Source organism: Amycolatopsis sp. WGS_07, from assembly GCF_045278895.1.
GTDB lineage: Bacteria > Actinomycetota > Actinomycetes > Mycobacteriales > Pseudonocardiaceae > Amycolatopsis.
On the sequence record NZ_CP136053.1, the window covers coordinates 1,567,672 to 1,583,094 of the forward strand.

General features: G+C 69.0%; 16 protein-coding genes and 1 pseudogene. 8 read left to right on the top strand and 9 right to left on the bottom strand.

The genetic code is table 11. From position 1 onward, the window contains the following. Positions 1 to 149 precede the first annotated feature (149 nt). On the bottom strand, positions 150 to 521 hold the full coding sequence (locus RPX00_RS07165; protein WP_406638643.1) for a DUF779 domain-containing protein: 372 nt from the start codon (positions 519 to 521) through the stop codon (positions 150 to 152). Further along, entirely contained in the window at positions 521 to 2,044 is a 1,524-nt protein-coding gene (gene adh, locus RPX00_RS07170; RefSeq protein ID WP_406638645.1) for an aldehyde dehydrogenase, read from the bottom strand. Before adh ends, RPX00_RS07165 begins: the two co-directional genes overlap by 1 nt. A gap of 106 nt (positions 2,045 to 2,150) precedes the next feature. On the opposite strand from adh, the gene RPX00_RS07175 reads away from it, so the two are divergent. Further along, entirely contained in the window at positions 2,151 to 3,623 is a 1,473-nt protein-coding gene (locus tag RPX00_RS07175; protein ID WP_406638646.1) for a GAF domain-containing protein, read from the top strand. Positions 3,624 to 3,626: 3 nt separating this feature from the next. Here the strand turns inward: RPX00_RS07175 and RPX00_RS07180 are convergent, their stop codons facing one another. Both RPX00_RS07180 and RPX00_RS07185 read right to left on the bottom strand, forming a co-directional pair. Then, positions 3,627 to 4,538: an NAD-dependent epimerase/dehydratase family protein gene (locus RPX00_RS07180; protein WP_406638648.1), complete on the bottom strand. Its 912-nt coding sequence runs from the start codon at positions 4,536 to 4,538 to the stop codon at positions 3,627 to 3,629. Further along, positions 4,535 to 5,305 carry a class I SAM-dependent DNA methyltransferase gene (locus RPX00_RS07185; protein WP_406638650.1) on the bottom strand — a complete coding sequence of 257 codons (771 nt, stop codon included), beginning with the start codon at positions 5,303 to 5,305 and terminating at the stop codon, positions 4,535 to 4,537. The genes RPX00_RS07180 and RPX00_RS07185 overlap by 4 nt, the downstream gene beginning before the upstream one ends. Before the next feature lie 133 nt (positions 5,306 to 5,438). Here RPX00_RS07185 and RPX00_RS07190 point away from each other — a divergent pair, with 133 nt between their 5' ends. The 4 genes from RPX00_RS07190 (at position 5,439) to RPX00_RS07205 (ending at position 8,794) form a co-directional block, all read left to right on the top strand. Then, the gene (locus tag RPX00_RS07190; RefSeq protein WP_406638652.1) at positions 5,439 to 6,224 is read left to right on the top strand and encodes an SGNH/GDSL hydrolase family protein; all 786 of its coding nucleotides are present in this window, start codon (positions 5,439 to 5,441) and stop codon (positions 6,222 to 6,224) included. After that, positions 6,221 to 6,790 (top strand): TetR/AcrR family transcriptional regulator, encoded by a 570-nt coding sequence (locus RPX00_RS07195; RefSeq protein WP_406638654.1) that lies wholly within the window; start codon positions 6,221 to 6,223, stop codon positions 6,788 to 6,790. The genes RPX00_RS07190 and RPX00_RS07195 overlap by 4 nt, the downstream gene beginning before the upstream one ends. Before the next feature lie 214 nt (positions 6,791 to 7,004). Next, entirely contained in the window at positions 7,005 to 8,144 is a 1,140-nt protein-coding gene (locus tag RPX00_RS07200) for a sensor histidine kinase (RefSeq protein ID WP_406642811.1), read from the top strand. Continuing rightward, on the top strand, positions 8,144 to 8,794 hold the full coding sequence (locus RPX00_RS07205) for a response regulator (protein WP_406638656.1): 651 nt from the start codon (positions 8,144 to 8,146) through the stop codon (positions 8,792 to 8,794). Before RPX00_RS07200 ends, RPX00_RS07205 begins: the two co-directional genes overlap by 1 nt. Here RPX00_RS07205 and RPX00_RS07210 read toward each other — a convergent pair. Next, positions 8,761 to 9,255 (bottom strand): phytoene desaturase family protein, encoded by a 495-nt coding sequence (locus tag RPX00_RS07210; RefSeq protein ID WP_406638658.1) that lies wholly within the window; start codon positions 9,253 to 9,255, stop codon positions 8,761 to 8,763. The two genes, RPX00_RS07205 and RPX00_RS07210, sit on opposite strands and share 34 nt — an antisense overlap. Further along, positions 9,231 to 10,193: a phytoene desaturase family protein gene (locus RPX00_RS07215; RefSeq protein ID WP_406638660.1), complete on the bottom strand. Its 963-nt coding sequence runs from the start codon at positions 10,191 to 10,193 to the stop codon at positions 9,231 to 9,233. Before RPX00_RS07215 ends, RPX00_RS07210 begins: the two co-directional genes overlap by 25 nt. 134 nt (positions 10,194 to 10,327) lie before the next feature. On the opposite strand from RPX00_RS07215, the gene RPX00_RS07220 reads away from it, so the two are divergent. Both RPX00_RS07220 and RPX00_RS07225 read left to right on the top strand, forming a co-directional pair. Then, positions 10,328 to 11,059: a DUF2786 domain-containing protein gene (locus tag RPX00_RS07220; protein WP_406638662.1), complete on the top strand. Its 732-nt coding sequence runs from the start codon at positions 10,328 to 10,330 to the stop codon at positions 11,057 to 11,059. Between the two features lie 33 nt (positions 11,060 to 11,092). Continuing rightward, positions 11,093 to 11,806, top strand: a complete 714-nt coding sequence (locus tag RPX00_RS07225; protein ID WP_406638664.1) for a GNAT family N-acetyltransferase — start codon at positions 11,093 to 11,095, stop codon at positions 11,804 to 11,806. A gap of 4 nt (positions 11,807 to 11,810) precedes the next feature. Here the strand turns inward: RPX00_RS07225 and RPX00_RS07230 are convergent, their stop codons facing one another. Then, the gene (locus RPX00_RS07230; protein WP_406638666.1) at positions 11,811 to 12,734 is read right to left on the bottom strand and encodes a LysR family transcriptional regulator; all 924 of its coding nucleotides are present in this window, start codon (positions 12,732 to 12,734) and stop codon (positions 11,811 to 11,813) included. A gap of 385 nt (positions 12,735 to 13,119) precedes the next feature. Here RPX00_RS07230 and RPX00_RS07235 point away from each other — a divergent pair. Continuing rightward, positions 13,120 to 14,630 (top strand): annotated as a pseudogene (locus RPX00_RS07235) (2-isopropylmalate synthase). Positions 14,631 to 14,683: 53 nt separating this feature from the next. On the opposite strand, the gene RPX00_RS07240 reads toward RPX00_RS07235, so the two are convergent. Together RPX00_RS07240 and RPX00_RS07245 are read right to left on the bottom strand one after the other, a co-directional pair. Continuing rightward, on the bottom strand, positions 14,684 to 14,998 hold the full coding sequence (locus RPX00_RS07240; RefSeq protein WP_406638668.1) for a DUF1048 domain-containing protein: 315 nt from the start codon (positions 14,996 to 14,998) through the stop codon (positions 14,684 to 14,686). Between the two features lies 1 nt (position 14,999). After that, positions 15,000 to 15,356, bottom strand: coding sequence for a DUF1048 domain-containing protein (locus RPX00_RS07245; protein WP_406638670.1), 357 nt, complete (start codon positions 15,354 to 15,356; stop codon positions 15,000 to 15,002). Positions 15,357 to 15,423 lie beyond the last annotated feature (67 nt).

A 15,423-nucleotide genomic window follows, 5' to 3' on the forward strand; every position in this document is an offset into this window, starting at 1 on the left:
AGGTGCAGCACTGCGGCACCGAGCGCGGCAATCACCGCGGACATCCGCGAACCCATCGGTTTCCTTCCCCCACCAGCATGGCCCGCGCCGACAACCGGCGGTGCCCCGGCGAGCAGGAAACACTCACCGGGGCACCGTAATCAACCGCTTTACCCGTTCAGCTCAGCCGATTCCTCGTCACTGAACAACCGGGACCGGATCAGGAACCGCACCCCTTCCGGTGCTTCGAGGGAGAATCCGCTGCCCCGCCCCGGCACCACGTCGATGGTCAGATGCGTGTGCTTCCAGTACTCGAACTGCGGCCCGGACATCCACACCGGCACCGCGTCGATGCCGTCCACCGCCAGGTCGCCCAGATGCACGTCGCGCGAACCGACGCGGAATTCGCCCGCTGGGTAGCACATCGGGGCGCTGCCGTCGCAGCATCCGCCGGACTGGTGGAACATCACCGGGCCGTGGACCGGCACCAGCCGCCGCAGCAGGTCGGCGGCGGCTGGGGTCAGGTCCACCCGCTGGCTCATCAGAAGAAGCCCAGCGCCTGGTCGGAGTAGGAGACCAGGAGGTTCTTCGTCTGCTGGTAGTGGTCCAGCATCATCTTGTGCGTCTCGCGGCCGATGCCGGACGCCTTGTAGCCGCCGAAGGCCGCGTGTGCCGGGTAGGCGTGGTAGTTGTTCACCCACACGCGGCCGGCCTGGATGTCGCGGCCCGCGCGGTAGGCGGTGTTCCCGTCGCGCGACCAGACGCCGGCGCCGAGGCCGTACAGGGTGTCGTTGGCGATCTTCAGCGCGTCGGCGTAGTCGTCGAACTTCGCCACCGACACCACCGGGCCGAAGATCTCCTCCTGGAAGACGCGCATCTTGTTGTCGCCCTCGAACACCGTCGGCTCCACGTAGTAGCCGCCGGACAGGTCGCCGCCGAGGTCGGATCGCTCCCCGCCGGTGAGCACCTTCGCGCCCTCCTGCTTGCCGATGTCGATGTAGGACAGGATTTTCTCGAGCTGGTCGTTCGAGGCCTGCGCGCCGATCATCGTCTCGGTGTCGAGCGGGTTGCCCTGTTTGATCTTCTTCACGCGCTCGACCGCGTCGCCGAGGAACCGGTCGTAGATGCCGGACTGGATCAGCGCGCGCGACGGGCAGGTGCAGACCTCGCCCTGGTTCAGCGCGAAGAGCGCGAAACCCTCCTGCGCCTTGTCGTAGAACGCGTCGTTGGCCGCGGCGACGTCGTCGAAGAAGATGTTCGGGCTCTTGCCGCCGAGTTCGACGGTCACCGGGATGATGTTTTCGCTGGCGTACTGCAGGATCAGCCGTCCGGTGGTGGTCTCGCCGGTGAACGCGACCTTGCGCACGCGGTTGCTCGACGCGAGCGGTTTGCCCGCCTCCACGCCGAATCCGTTGACCACGTTCAGCACGCCCGGCGGGATCAGGTCGCCGATGATCGACAGCAGCAGGTGGATCGACGCCGGGGTCTGCTCGGCGGGCTTCAGCACGATCGCGTTGCCCGCGGCCAGCGCCGGGGCGAGCTTCCAGACGGCCATCAGCAGCGGGAAGTTCCACGGGATGATCTGGCCGACGACGCCGAGCGGCTCGTGGAAGTGGTACGCGACCGTGTTTTCGTCGATCTGCGAGATACCGCCCTCCTGGGCGCGCAGGGCGCCGGCGAAGTAGCGGAAGTGGTCGATCGCGAGCGGGATGTCCGCGGCGAGGGTTTCGCGGACCGGTTTGCCGTTCTCCCAGGCCTCGGCGACCGCGATCTTCTCGAGGTTCTGCTCCATCCGGTCGGCGATCTTGAGCAGGATGTTCGCGCGCTCCTCGGTCGAGGTGCGGCCCCACGCGGGCGCGGCGCCCTCGGCCGCGTCGAGCGCCCGGTCGATGTCGGCCGCCGTGCCTCGGGCGATCTCGGTGAAGGTCTTCCCGGTCACCGGCGTCGGGTTCTCGAAGTACTGCCCGCTCGCCGGCGCGACGTATTCGCCGCCGATGTAGTGGTCGTAGCGAGTCTCGTAGTCGACGACGGCGCCGTCGGTGTTCGGTGCGGCGTATACGGCCATCTTGCCCTGCCTCGTTGCTGGTCGGTGACGGTCGGCGGCGACCGTAGGCCGGGCAACGTTGCGCCAACGTTGCAGCCTTGTGACCAGGGTCTCTACTCTCATTCACGTGGCGGAGCTGCCCGAACCCGACCTGCTGCGCGATCCGGAGTCGTACGCGCGGCTGCTCCGCCATGTCCGCGAGGCGGTGCTGTCCGGGTCGACCGCGCCACGCTCACCGCGCTCGGTGGTGTCCGCGTCGTGGGAACGCTCGCTGGCCGCGCGGGTGGACCCGGACGCTGGCGAGGCGCCGCTGATCTGCGATGCGGACGAACTCACCGAACTGCGCGCGGAACATCCGCTGGCCCCGGTGCTGCCGCTGCTGCGCGAGATGCTGGTGAGCATCGCCGACGACGCCGAGCACATGATGATCGTGACCGACGCGGATGGGCTCATCCTGTGGCGCGAGGGCGCGACCGGCGTACTGCTGCGCGCTGACCGGGTCGCGCTCACCGAGGGCACGAGATGGAGCGAAGAGGCGATCGGCACGAACGCGATGGGCACCACGCTCGCGACCGGCCAACCGGTACAGATCTACTCCGCCGAACACCTCGTGCGCCGCTATCACACCTGGACCTGCGCAGCGGCCCCTGTCCGCGACCCCGACACCGGTGCGCTGCTCGGCTCAATCGATGTCAGCGGCCCGCTCCGCACGGTGCATCCGGCGATGTTGTCGCTGGTCACCGCCACCGCGCAGCTGGCGGAGGGACGGCTGCGAGCCCAGCTGGCGGTCCGCGACGAGCAGATGCGGCGGGCGAACATGCCACACCTCGCGTCACTGCGTGGCCGCCCCGGGGCACTCCTTTCCGCAGGCGGACGGGTACTGGCCGCCGAGGCGTGCACCCTTCCGTCCACTGTGGAGGTACGAAAAGGCGGCGGCACGGTCACCCTGCCGGACGGCCGGATCGCCACCGTCGACCCACTCGACGAGGGCTACCTCCTGCGGATCGCCACGTCCGGCTCGGCGCCCAGGCGGCGGTTGTCGCTGGAGTACCTCACCGATGGCCCCGGATCGACCACTGTGGACGGTCGAGATATCCCGTTTACCTTGCGTCATGCGGAATTGCTGACCTTGCTCGCACTGCAGCCGCGCGGGTTGTCGGCGGAGAAGCTGGCTTTGCAGCTGTACGGCGAGACGGGCAATCCGGTGACCGTACGTGCCGAAATCCACCGGTTGCGCACCCAGCTCGGCACTGGGGTTTTGCAGACCCGTCCGTATCGTCTCGCGGCTACGGTGGAGGCGGATTTCTTGCGTACCAAGGCCGCGCTGCGGGCCGGGGATGCTGCGGCGGCGGTTCGGTCGTTTCGTGGGCCGTTGCTGGAGGAGTCGGAGTCGCCGGCGATTCTGGAGGAACGGGAGTCGATCAGTGCGCAGGTTCGGCAACTGGCGTTGAACAGCGGGGACGCGGATACGTTGTGGGCGTTTTGGGAAACGTCTTGCGGTGCCGATGATTTGGCTGTCGTGGAGGCGCTGTGCGGGGTGCTGTCACCGTCTGATCCACGGTTGGCCGCGGTGCGCACTCATCGGGCACGGCTGGGCTGATTTTCACCGAGCAGCAACGGTTTCCCGAATCGCCTCATCCACCGGCACCGGACAGCTCAGCTCCAAATACAGCTCCCGCAACAACAACCCGTCCATATGCTCCACCGTCAACCCAGGCTGTTTCCCCGTGAGCCCGTTGAGGAATCCGCCGAGTTTGAACGCACCGCGCACCGGCCACGACGGCATCGGCCGGACTCGCCGCGGGCGTCCGGCCGCCGCAGCCAAGCGGGCGAACATGTCCGTCCACTGCAGATTTTCCTCCGCCACCGGGAGATCCGCACCCGATGCCTGCTCCAGCGCATCCACCGTCGCCACACCGACTCCGCGGGCGCTCGTCGCCGCAGTTCCGCCGGGAGGGGCGAAGAGCGGTGCGGCGGAATGGACCCATTTCACGATCGGGACCGACCACTGTGGCACCCGATCCTCCGCGACACCGAAGACGAACGGCACTTCGATCACTGCCACCGGCAGCTCGACACCCGCTGTTTCGCGCGCGACGCGGGCCTGCTCCAGGCGGCTGCGCACGTACGGGTGCTTCGCGGCCAACCCCCACTCAGGGTGTACGCGGTCGAAGTACGTGTAGTACGAGCCGAGCACCGCAGCCCGCGTACAGCCTGCTTCACGCGCCGCGCGCAACAACGCGGCGACAGGTGCGACGTTGCCCTCGCGCAGCCGGGGTTCAACCGGTCCGCGGCCGACCGCGCGGTCGTCCATGCCGCCGGCGAAGACGACACCGTCGTGGCCGTCGAGCACGGAGCGCAGTTCGGCGTGCGAAGCCTTCGAGACGTCGAGAGTTCTGTCGACTCCCTCGCGTGCCGTACGCGCGACCGCAGTCGTCTCGTGACCGCGTTTTCGCAGCTCTTCCAATACGTGCTGACCCAGTAGGCCGCTACCGCCCACTACCAAGATCTTCATCTGCTCGGGTCTTTCTCCCAGATCGACACATGCTTCGCGCTGTCAGCAGTGAACTCCGAGCGGTCCCAGTCCGCCCAGCGGTATTTCAGGCTCATCCCGGCGATGCGCGCCATGAGGTCCATCTCGGCCGGCCAGGCATACCGGAAGGGAATTCGGCGGAACCTCCCGGTCCCGTCCGGCGACACGGTGACGTGGTTCGACGTGAACTGCTGCGTGACCACGTCGTACTGGTCGAACCCGACATAGCCGTCGCCGGGCGCCACCGTGAACGGGACGGTGTCCTGCCCGGGCGGAAGGCGGCGCAGGTCCGGCAAGCCCACCTCGACGAGGAACAACCCGCCCGGGCGCAGGTGCTCGGCGGCATTGCGGAAGACGTCGACCTGCCCGTCCTGCGTGGTGACGTTGCTGATGGTGTTGAACACCAGATAGACCAGGGAGAACTGACCGGCCAGCCGAGTCGTCGTCATGTCGCCGAGCACGACTTCGACCGCGTCGCCGCCCGGCTTGCCCGCGATCCGCGCCGCCATCGCCCGGCTCAGCTCGATGCCGCTCACCGGCACCCCGCGCGCAGCCAGCGGCGCGGCGATCCGCCCGGTTCCGACGGCGAACTCGAGCACCGGACCGTCGGCCAGGTCTTCGAGGACGTCCACCGCGGGGGTCACGGCCTCGGGCGCGTTCGCACCGCCTGGGGCGTCGTAGCCCGCGGCGACGCTCTCGGGGAACCAGCCGTCCGCAGGGTCGTCTCCCGCGTTCGCCGAATCGATCATGGTCACCGACGCTACGCGTGCGACCGTGTGCTCCTCACTTCATTTTCGACGCCGTAACCCCCTCGGGTAGACACCGTCTACATACTTTGATAGACAGTGTCTACAAGATGAACCAGGGGTTACGGAGAGCGGAATGGGTTTCCACACGTTCGTCGCGGTCGGCGACAGCTGCGCAGAGGGGCTGGACGATCCGTACCCCGACCACAGCCGGTACCGCGGCTGGGCGGACTACGTCGCGGGGCGGCTCGCGCGTGACGAAACCGGGTTCCGGTACGCCAACCTCGCCGTTCGCGGGCGACGGCTCGACCAGATCACGACGGAGCAGTTGCCGGCGGCCGAACGGCACGAACCGGACCTGATCGCGTTGTTCGGCGGCGGCAATGACGTGATGAGCCGCGGCTGGGACGCTCGTACGGTCGCCCGCCGGGTCGACACCGCGATCCGGCAGTGCACCCAGATCGCGCCCAACGTCGTCACCTTCACCTTGAGCGACATCGCGCACCGCATGCCGCTGGGTGGGCGGATGCGGCCGCGGGTCACCGCGCTCAACGACGCCATCCGCGAGGCTTCGGTCAGCTACGGCGCGAAGCTTGTCGACCTCTGGCCGGACCAGGCCGCGCACGACTCGCGCTACTTCGGGCCGGATCGGCTGCACCTGTCGCAGGCCGGGCATCTGCGGGTGGCTGGCCACGTGCTCGACCGGCTCGGCGTCGCGCACGACGGCAGCTGGCTCCAGCCGCTGCCCGGCTCCCCGGCGCAAGGCAGCGCGATCGCCGACCTGCGCTGGCTGTGGCGGGAAGTGCTGCCGGTGGGCATCACGCGGCTGCGTAACCGGCTCACCGGCCGGTCTCCTGGCGACGGCTTCCTGCCGAAACGGCCCGAGCTGCTGCCCGTGGCCTTCTCCGAAGCTCAGGTATGAGCGCGCGTCAGCGGTTGATCCGCACGGCGGCGGACCTGCTCGTCGGCTCCGGCGTCGAGGCCGTGACGTTGCGCGGTATCGCGAAGGCGGCTGGCGTGTCGCACGGTGCGCCGCTTCGCCACTTCTCGGGACGCGCGGAGCTGCTGTCCGCGGTGGCGACGCTTGGCTTCACACAGTTGCTCGAACGCGGTGCACAGTTGCCCGACGGCACCCCGCGCGAACGCGTCACGGCAGCCTGTCACGCGTACGTCGACTTCGCGGTGAGAAACCCGGCCATGTTCGAGCTGATGTTCCGTCGCGACCTTATCGACCCGGAAGAGCCAGGGCTCGTCTCGGCCAGCAGTGCCGTCTTCGACACCTTCGCCGAGCTAGTGCGCATCGACCGCGCCGAAGCGGACGACGACCGACTGCGGCCGGGTACCGACCCTCGGTTGGTGGCAGCGTCACTGTGGGCCGCGTTGCACGGTCTCGCGCAGCTGTGGCTGTGGGGCGGACTGGCTGGAGCAAGCTTCGCGCCTTCGCCGGAATCGGCGCTGGCGGTGACGCTCGACGCGTATCTGGGGTGAAGCTCGGCGGAGAGCCTGGAATCCTCCCCACCCCTGGCCCTCCGCCGAACAGCGCGAATGGATGACCATTCAAAACCGACGGTAACCGCTCGGTCCCTTCCGCGGAATCCACCTTCCGCCGCAGCCGCGGGTAAACCCTGGCGGTAGGCGGCCTGCCGCGAGCGCGGTACGGAATTGGGAAACCGCCGGTCAGGCAGGTAGTTTCGGGCGCGTGATGCGGATCCTGCGGGCCCGGCCGCTCCTGCCGGATTCGCTGCTGGCGGTCGCGGTCGGACTATTCCTCTTCGCCGGGGCGGCGGTCCACCACGGCTCCCTCGGCGACCGGCCGGGACTGCCCGGGCTGCTGCTCGCGGTGGCGGGCGCGGTGCCGCTGGCGGTCCGGCGGCGCTATCCGATCGGCGTGCTGATCGCGGTCACCCTGCTGGTCGGCGCGTTCGCGCTGGCCGGCTACCGCGCGACGCTCGGCCGTCCGGACCTGCTGATCGCCGCGTACACCGTGTGGGCGCGTTATCCGGTGCGGCGGGCCTGGCCGCCGTCCCTGTTCGCGGCGGCCGGGTTCGAGGTGACGATGCTCGTCGGCGACAGCTCGAACCCGATCGGGGACACGGTGATCGCCGTGCTGCAAGCGTCCGCGACTGTCCTCATCGGACACTCGGTCTACCTGCGCGGGCTCGCTCTGCGCGAGACCGCGGAACGCGCCGACCGCGCGGAGCTGGCGGCGGCGGAAGAGCGGCTGCGCATCGCTCGCGAGCTGCACGACGTCGTGTCGCACCACCTTTCGGTGATCTCCGTGCAGGCCAACCTCGCGCGGTACGTCTTCGAGTCCGCGCCGGGCACCGCTCGCGGCGCGCTCGACACCATCACCGGCACGACCACCGAGGCGCTGGACGAACTCCGCCGCCTGCTCAGCGTGCTGCGGCCGCCGAGGCACGAGCCGGGCGACTATCGTCCGCAGCCCGGTCTTGAGGAGCTTCCCGCGCTGGTCAGCCGGGTGCGCGAGGCCGGGCTGACGGTACAGCTGCGAGTCACCGGAACGCCGCGAACGCTGCCGTCGGGGCAGCAGCTGTGCGCGTACCGGATCGCACAGGAAGCGTTGACGAACGTCCTCAAGCACGCGCCGGAGTCGTTCGCGTCGCTGACGGTGGAGTACCTGGACGACGCGCTGCGGCTGAGCGTGGCCGACTCCGGCGGCGGGCCGCGCGGCGACGGCAATCCCGCCGGTCACGGCCTCGTCGGCATGCGGGAGCGGGCGCGTATGTACGGTGGCGAAATCGAAATCGGGCCGCGCGAACCAGCGGGGTTCGAGGTTGTGCTGACCCTCCCGTACCCGGGCCGGACCACCGGAGAACCGTAGTGACCAGTGTGCTCGTGGTGGACGACCAGGACCTCGTCCGCGCCGGTCTCGTCGCGCTGCTCGACGCCGTGCCGGGCGTCGAGGTCGTCGGCGAGGCGCGGGACGGGCTGGAGGCCGTGCACGAGGCGGCACGGCTGCGGCCCGAGGTGATCCTGATGGACATCCGGCTGCCCGGCCTCGACGGCGTATCGGCCACTGCCCGGATCCTCGCCGGGCCGGACAACCCGCGGGTGCTGATCCTGACCGTCTTCGACCTCGACGAATACGTGTACCGCGCGCTGCGCGCCGGCGCGGCCGGGTTCCTGCTCAAGGACAGTCCGCCGGAGACGCTGATCTCCGGTATCCAGGCGGTGGCGCGCGGGGACATGCTGTTCGGCCCGACTGTTACGCGGCGGCTGGTCGAGGCGTACACGAGCGCGCCGCCCGCCGAGCCCGCGCCGGAGCTGACCGGGCTGACCGAACGCGAACGCGAGGTGCTCCGGCTGGTCGGCACCGGGATGCCGAACGGGGAGATCGCGGCGCGGCTGCTGGTCAGCGAGGCCACCGTCAAGACGCACCTCAACCGGCTGATGCCCAAGCTCGGGATTTCCAGCCGGGCACAGGCGGTGGTGGTCGCCTACGAAACCGGCTTGGTCCGGCCCGGCCGGTAGCCGAATTCGTTGCGCAGCACGCGTTCCGCGGCATGCTGACCCGCCATTCCGTGCACGCCGGGGCCGGGCGGCGTCGCGGCCGAGCACAGGTACACGCCGCGCAACGGGGTGCGGTACGGGTCCCAGCGCAGGACCGGCCGACCCACCACCTGGCGCATCGTCACCGCGGCGGCCGCGATGTCGCCGCCGACGTAATTGGCGTTGTATGCCTCAAAATCGCTCGCCGGGATCGCGCGCGAGGCGAGAATCGTGTCGCGGAAGCCTGGCGCGAAGCGTTCGATGCGGCGGATGATCGCGGCGGTCGGGTCGAGCGGATCTCCGTGCGGGACATGGGCGTACGCCCAGATCGGCTGTTTGCCGGGGAGACCGCGCGACGGGTCGGCGGCCATCGGCTGCGCGAGGAGGACGAACGGGTCCCTAGCCCGTTTGCCCTTGGCTACCGCGTTTTCCGCCGCGTGCACCTCGGCCCTGGTTCCGCCGATGTGGACCGTTCCGGCCTTGGCGAGTTCTTTCTCTCGCCACGGAAGTGCTTCGGACACCAGGAAGTCGACCTTCGCCGCCGCCGGTCCGTAGCGGACTTTTCTAGCGCTCGGCGGTACTGCTGGGGCAATAGCGGCCCTGCGAGGTCTAGGACGCCCTTCGGCGCTAGGTCCAACAGCACGGCGCGCGCATGCGCCAACTCGCGTACGTCGGCGACGCGCGCGTTGGTGCGTACGCGACCACCGTGTGTCTCGATGTCCGCGACGAGCGTGTCGGTGATGTGTTGCGAACCGCCACGCGGGATCGGCCAACCCGTGGTGTGCGCGAGATGGCCGAGCAGCACCGCGATACCGCCGCCCACCAGGGAGGGCAGCCTGCCAAGCGCGTGCGCCTCGATACCCGCGATGAGCGCGGCGGCTTCCTTACCGCTGAAGGGATTCGCTGTCACCGCGAGAGCGCGCGTCGCGAGGTACGCCGCCGTACGCGGTCTCGGCGGGTGGCGAAGGTCGCCGAGGAGGACTTCGGTGATCTCGGCAGTGTGTTCGACCAGCGGTGCCATGAAGCGACGCCATCGTTCTCCGTCGCGCCCTAGCCGCGCGCAGGTGCGTTCGAGATCCGCGTACGCGATCGCCGTGGTCTTCTCGTCGATCGGATGCGCGTACGGGACTTCGGGATGACAGAGGTCGAGATCGAACTGACGGAGAAAGGGCGAGGCCGCAGCCATCGGGTGGACCGCTGAGCAGATGTCGTGCACGACGTCCGAATCGAACAATCGCTGAGACCGCGCCCCGCCGCCCGGCTCGTCCGCCGCCTCGTACACCTCGACCGACAACCCGGCGCGCGCGAGCACCACGGCCGCGGCCAGGCCGTTCGGCCCCGAGCCGACGACCGCGACGTCCAGCGTGACGGGCGGAGACACGGTTCGATCGTAAGGTTGCGACGGACCAGGCGCCCAGTGTCACTCCCGAACACCTGATCGAATATTGTCGTACCCCACGCCTACCGTGCACCCCATGCCGGTCCGCACGGGCCGCGCCTGCTGGAGAGGGGGTCATGCCCGACCACGACACGTTGCTGGAGCGCGTGCGGAAGCTGCTGGCCAAGGCAGAGGACCCGGCCGTCACGCCGGCCGAAGCCGAGCTGTACAACACCAAGGCGGCGCAGCTGATCGCGCGGCACGGGATCGACAACGCGATGCTGGCCGCGTCCGGCCAGAGCGGCGACGACATCACGGTGCTGAAGCTGCCGATCGCCAATCCGTACAGCCGCGACAAAGCCAGTCTGCTCACCAGCATCGCCTATCCGTTGCGCTGCCGGACCTTGCTGCACCGAGTCGGGCAGGGGGTCGAGGGGGTCACCGTCTTCGGCTTCCGCACCGACCTCGCGCGGGTCGAGTTGCTGTTCACCAGCCTGTTGCTGCAGGCGAGCACGCAGCTCACGCGGGTGCGGCCGGAGGAACGAGTGTTCCGTGAATCGCTGGCGGCGTACCGGCGCACGTGGCTGCACGGTTTCGCGCGCGCGGTGCACGAGCGGCTGACGCTGGCGGAGGAGAACGCCGCGCGGACGTACTCGGATGTCGCCGGCGGGAAGTCGGCGGAGCTGGTGGTGCGAGACCGGACGGCGTTGGTGCAGCAGGCTTTCGACCGCGAGTATGGAGATCTTCGCTCGGCCGCGCCACGCCGGTTGTCGGGGTCGGGATATCGGGAGGGGCACCGGGCCGGAACCCGGGCGAACCTCGACCCGGCGGCACTGGGGCGGCGGAGGTCAGCGCTTCCGGTGCGGTGAGGTTCTTTCCCGGACGGACGCTGCGGAGACCGCATGATTCGCATCGAGGATCTCGCTGCTCGGCCTGAGCTGCGCGTTCCGGCGCTTCAGCTGGGGTTCGTCGGCGGGGAGTTTCTCGGCCAGGGCCTCACCGCGGGGCTGGCCAGCTCAAGCCGGCTCGCCGCGCACTGGGCCGAGTTCTTCCTGGTCCTTCTCCGCGACGACGTGCCGATCGCCCGAGCGGCGGCGATTCCCGTCGCCTTCCCCACGCCCGAGCGCCCCGAACTGCCCGACCACGGGTGGGACGGCGCCCTCGTCTGGGCGGCGGAAGACCTCCTCGACGGCCGGGAACCCACTACGCTCGTCGCGCTGGAGGTCTACGTCGCGGAAACCGAGCGCGGACGAGGAATTGCCGCCCAAGCGCTCGAAGAGCTGAAAGACCGAGCGCGCCGGGCCGGGCTTTCCCGGCTGGTCGTGCCGGTGCGGCCGACCGGCAAGCCATCGCTGGAGTCCATTGTGGACTACTACGACCGGGGCACCGATCCGTGGCTGCGCAGTCACGAGCGACTTGGCGCGGAGTTCCGGAAGATCGCGCCGTTCGCGATGACCGTCACCGGCACGCTCGCACAGTGGGAGCGGTGGACCGGCATCCGGCTCGGCGACGGACATACCGTCGTGCCAGGCGGAATCGCGCCGGTGCTCGCGTCGACGGAGCAGGATCTGGGCGTGTACGTCGAGCCGAACGTCTGGTACGAACACCCGCTCTGACCAGCTACTCCCAGCCAGGAAGCCACACCCCGTCCCCCGGTTCCTGGCCGGTCACCAGGTAATCGCGCAGTTTCCGCACCTCCGGGTGCGCGGACTCCCGCCGCCACAGCAGGGACATCGGGTAGACCGGAGTCGGGTCGACCACCAGGATTCGGCGGAGGTCGTATTCGTCCGGCCAGAAGTAGCGGGAACCGGCGCCCACGAAGGTGGACAGGTCCGGGGACGTCGCCAGCTCGTCCAGCATCGTTTCGTTGCCGAAGACCGGGCCGGTGACGTCGATGGTCAGGTCGAACGCCTCGGACAGCTCCGCGTAGTACGCGCCCCATTCCGTGCTCGCCGACAGGCCTGGCATCCAGATCCGGTGGCCGACCAGCTTCGTGATCGGCACCGACGGCAGGTCGGCGAACGGGTGTCGCGGGCCGACGAGCAGTTCGTGGGCGTCGTAGTCCACCACGCCGCTCGCCACGCCGCCGGACAAAGGACGCTTCGGCACTCCGCGGAAGGCCGCGTCGACCGTACCGGCGGCGACCGCAGCGACGGCGGCATCGAAGGTCAGCTCGGCACCGGAGGTCACGACCTCCAGCTCCACCTCCGGGAACGCCCGGTGGAAGCTCAGCGCCAGCTGCGCCGATTTGGTCCGCCGGTTCAGCACGTCGACGCGCAGCGGGCGTTTCTCCGGGCGCACCGACGCGAGCGCCTGCTTCTCCGCGTCGAGCAGCGCACGCGCGTGGGGCAGAAACGCCTCGCCATCGCTGCTCAACCGGGCCCCGCGCGCGGTGCGGGTGAACAGCCGCACGCCTAGGTCGCGCTCCAGCGCCCCGACTCGCTTCGACACCGCTTGCTGGGTGATCCCCAGCTCGGCGGCCGCTTCCTGGAACTGCCCTCCGTCCACGACGGCGACGAAGGTCCGCACGAATTCCAGCTCCACGGGCCAATCCTAAGCGCTCGCGCGGCCCGGCGCGGCCAAGCCATCCAACACCGCTACTTGTCTGAGGAGTTGTGCTACGCTCCGCCTCGATGTTCACGCGCTTCCTTCTCCTTCGCCGCCACGGCGGGGCCTGACCGGACCGGCCCCCCGCCGTGGGGCGAGCACGTGTGCCGGTCGGCTGACGACCCCCGAGAAGGACCCGCAGATGACCACCGTGTGGAACCGGCAGCGCGCCTCGCGCATGCCCTCGCATCGCTACCGCGACGTCTACCAGCGCGTCGACGTCCCCAACACCGGCCGGGCCTGGCCGGGCAACCGGATCACCCACGCCCCGCTCTGGGTGCCGGTCGACCTGCGCGACGGCAACCAGGCGCTGGCCGAGCCGATGGACCCGGCGCGCAAACGCCGGTTCTTCGAGCTGATGATCGCCATGGGGTACAAGGAAATCGAGGTCGGCTACCCGTCCGCCTCGCAGACCGACTACGACTTCGTCCGGCTGCTCGCGGACACCGGCCTGGCCCCGGACGACGTCACCATCGTCGTGTTCACCCCGGCGCGGCGCGACCTGATCGAGCGCACCGTGGAGTCCATTCGCGGCATCCGCAACGACGTCGTGATCCACCTGTACACCGCCACCGCGCCGACCTGGCGTTCGGTAGTCCTCGGCCACGACCAGGCGTCGCTGAAAGAACTGATCCTCGACGGCGCCCGCGACGTGCTGCGCGCGGCCGGCGACCTGTCGAACGTGCGCTTCGAGTTCTCCCCGAGGTCTTCAACCTCACCGAACCCGACTACGTGCTGGAGGTGTGCGACGCGGTCACCGAGACCTGGCAGGCGAGCCCGGACCGTCCGGTGATCCTGAACCTGCCGGCGACCGTCGAGATCGCGACGCCCAATGTGTACGCCGACCAGATCGAGTACATGCACCGCAACCTCGCGCGGCGTGATTCGGTGATCCTGTCCGTGCACCCGCACAACGACCGCGGCACCGGCGTCGCGTGCGCCGAACTCGCCGTACTGGCCGGGGCGCAACGCGTCGAGGGCTGCATTTTCGGCAACGGCGAACGCACCGGCAATGTCGACCTGGCGACATTGGCACTGAACCTGCACGCCCAAGGCGTCGACCCGATGATCGACTTCTCCGACATCGACGAGATCCGCCGCACCGTCGAGTACTGCAACCGGATCGAGGTGCACGCGCGGCATCCGTACGTCGGCGATCTCGTGCACACCGCGTTCAGCGGCACCCATCAGGACGCGATCAAGAAGGGCTTCGCCGAACATCACGCGCGCGCCGCGGAAACCGGGGTGCCCGCCAGCGAACTCGACTGGCGCGTGCCGTACCTGCCGATCGACCCGGCCGATCTCGGTCGCGACTACGCCGCCGTGATCCGCGTGAACTCACAGTCGGGCAAGGGCGGAATCGCCTACCTGCTGGAAAGCGAGTACGGCATCACCCTGCCGCGCCGGCTGCAGATCGACTTCGCACGGCGCGTCCAGGACCACACCGACAACTCCGGACATGAGGTGACCGCTGCCGAACTGTGGCGGCTCTTCGAGACTGCCTACCTCCAGCCGAACCCGGCAATCACGTTGTGCCGCTTCGAAAACTCCGCCGACGAACACACCAGCATCACCCTGCGCGTCGACGGAGTCGAGCACACCAGCACGCACGCCGGAACCGGACCGGTCGAAGCGCTCGCCGCGGCGCTCGGCGAGCAGGGACGCAAGGTCGACATCGTGGCCCTGCATCAGACGAGCATTGGCTCCGGCAACGACAGCGAAGCGTTGACACTGCTGGAATATCGCACCGACAGCGGTACACAGTGGACAGCTGGCCGGGATCGTTCGGTACTCGCGGCCAGCTTGACCGCGGTGGTGAACGCCGCCCGTTAAGCGCTGAGCCCGGTCCTGGCCCAGCACAGGCCAGGACCGGGCGCGCGGCAAACTCAGCCGGACTTCCCGCTGAGGGATTCCTGATAGCGGTCCGCGTAGGTAGGCATGTCCTTGATCAGGTCGTCGCAGAACGCCGCGACGTCGTCGCCGATGAGCTGCAGCACTCCCTTTCCCGCCGCCGCGCCTTCCGCGAAGAAATCGACCAGCTCCGAAAGCAGCGGCCCGTCGGTCAGCCCGATCGGACCGACCTTGAAGAAGTACCGCTGAATCTCGTGGTAGACGATCTGATAGTCGCGCGGGAGCGCCTTGACCCGGGCCAGATGCGCCCGCCATTGCTTCTTGCCCTCGATGATGTCCCGGATGCCCATGTCAGCCTCCCAGCCGGCTCAATTTGCACGCGACGTTCCGGTTCAGCTGCTGACGCCATCGGTCGCGGAAGTTCCGGGATCCTTCGCCGCCGGCCAGTGCCGCGCAGAAGCCCGGGATGTCGTCGCCCAGCACGTCGTGGATGTCCTGCCCATCGGACGCCGCCTCTTCGAGCAGCCCCAGCGCGCCGTCGACGATCGGCGTCAGGTTGCGGCCGGAGAAATCCCCGTAAAGCGAAAGGTTCGCCTTGACCGTCTCCCACGCTGCCCGGTATTCGGCTGGCAACGCCTCGGCGCGTACTTCAAACGCCTTCCACTCCCTGCTGAGATCGCTGCCGGTGATGGTCTCCCAGAAGTTCATTGCCCGCTCTCCCCGCATCGGTACTCAGTAACACCAAGTACCGGTACAAAGTAACACTAGGTACCGG

Coding starts and splice junctions, on each gene's coding strand:
- RPX00_RS07165 (WP_406638643.1), bottom strand. CDS start 521: ATGAGCCAGCGGGTGGACCTGACCCCAGCCGCCGCCGACCTGCTGCGG.
- adh (WP_406638645.1), bottom strand. CDS start 2,044: ATGGCCGTATACGCCGCACCGAACACCGACGGCGCCGTCGTCGACTAC.
- RPX00_RS07180 (WP_406638648.1), bottom strand. CDS start 4,538: ATGAAGATCTTGGTAGTGGGCGGTAGCGGCCTACTGGGTCAGCACGTA.
- RPX00_RS07185 (WP_406638650.1), bottom strand. CDS start 5,305: ATGATCGATTCGGCGAACGCGGGAGACGACCCTGCGGACGGCTGGTTC.
- RPX00_RS07190 (WP_406638652.1), top strand. CDS start 5,439: ATGGGTTTCCACACGTTCGTCGCGGTCGGCGACAGCTGCGCAGAGGGG.
- RPX00_RS07195 (WP_406638654.1), top strand. CDS start 6,221: ATGAGCGCGCGTCAGCGGTTGATCCGCACGGCGGCGGACCTGCTCGTC.
- RPX00_RS07200 (WP_406642811.1), top strand. CDS start 7,005: ATGCGGATCCTGCGGGCCCGGCCGCTCCTGCCGGATTCGCTGCTGGCG.
- RPX00_RS07220 (WP_406638662.1), top strand. CDS start 10,328: ATGCCCGACCACGACACGTTGCTGGAGCGCGTGCGGAAGCTGCTGGCC.
- RPX00_RS07225 (WP_406638664.1), top strand. CDS start 11,093: ATGATTCGCATCGAGGATCTCGCTGCTCGGCCTGAGCTGCGCGTTCCG.
- RPX00_RS07240 (WP_406638668.1), bottom strand. CDS start 14,998: ATGGGCATCCGGGACATCATCGAGGGCAAGAAGCAATGGCGGGCGCAT.
- RPX00_RS07245 (WP_406638670.1), bottom strand. CDS start 15,356: ATGAACTTCTGGGAGACCATCACCGGCAGCGATCTCAGCAGGGAGTGG.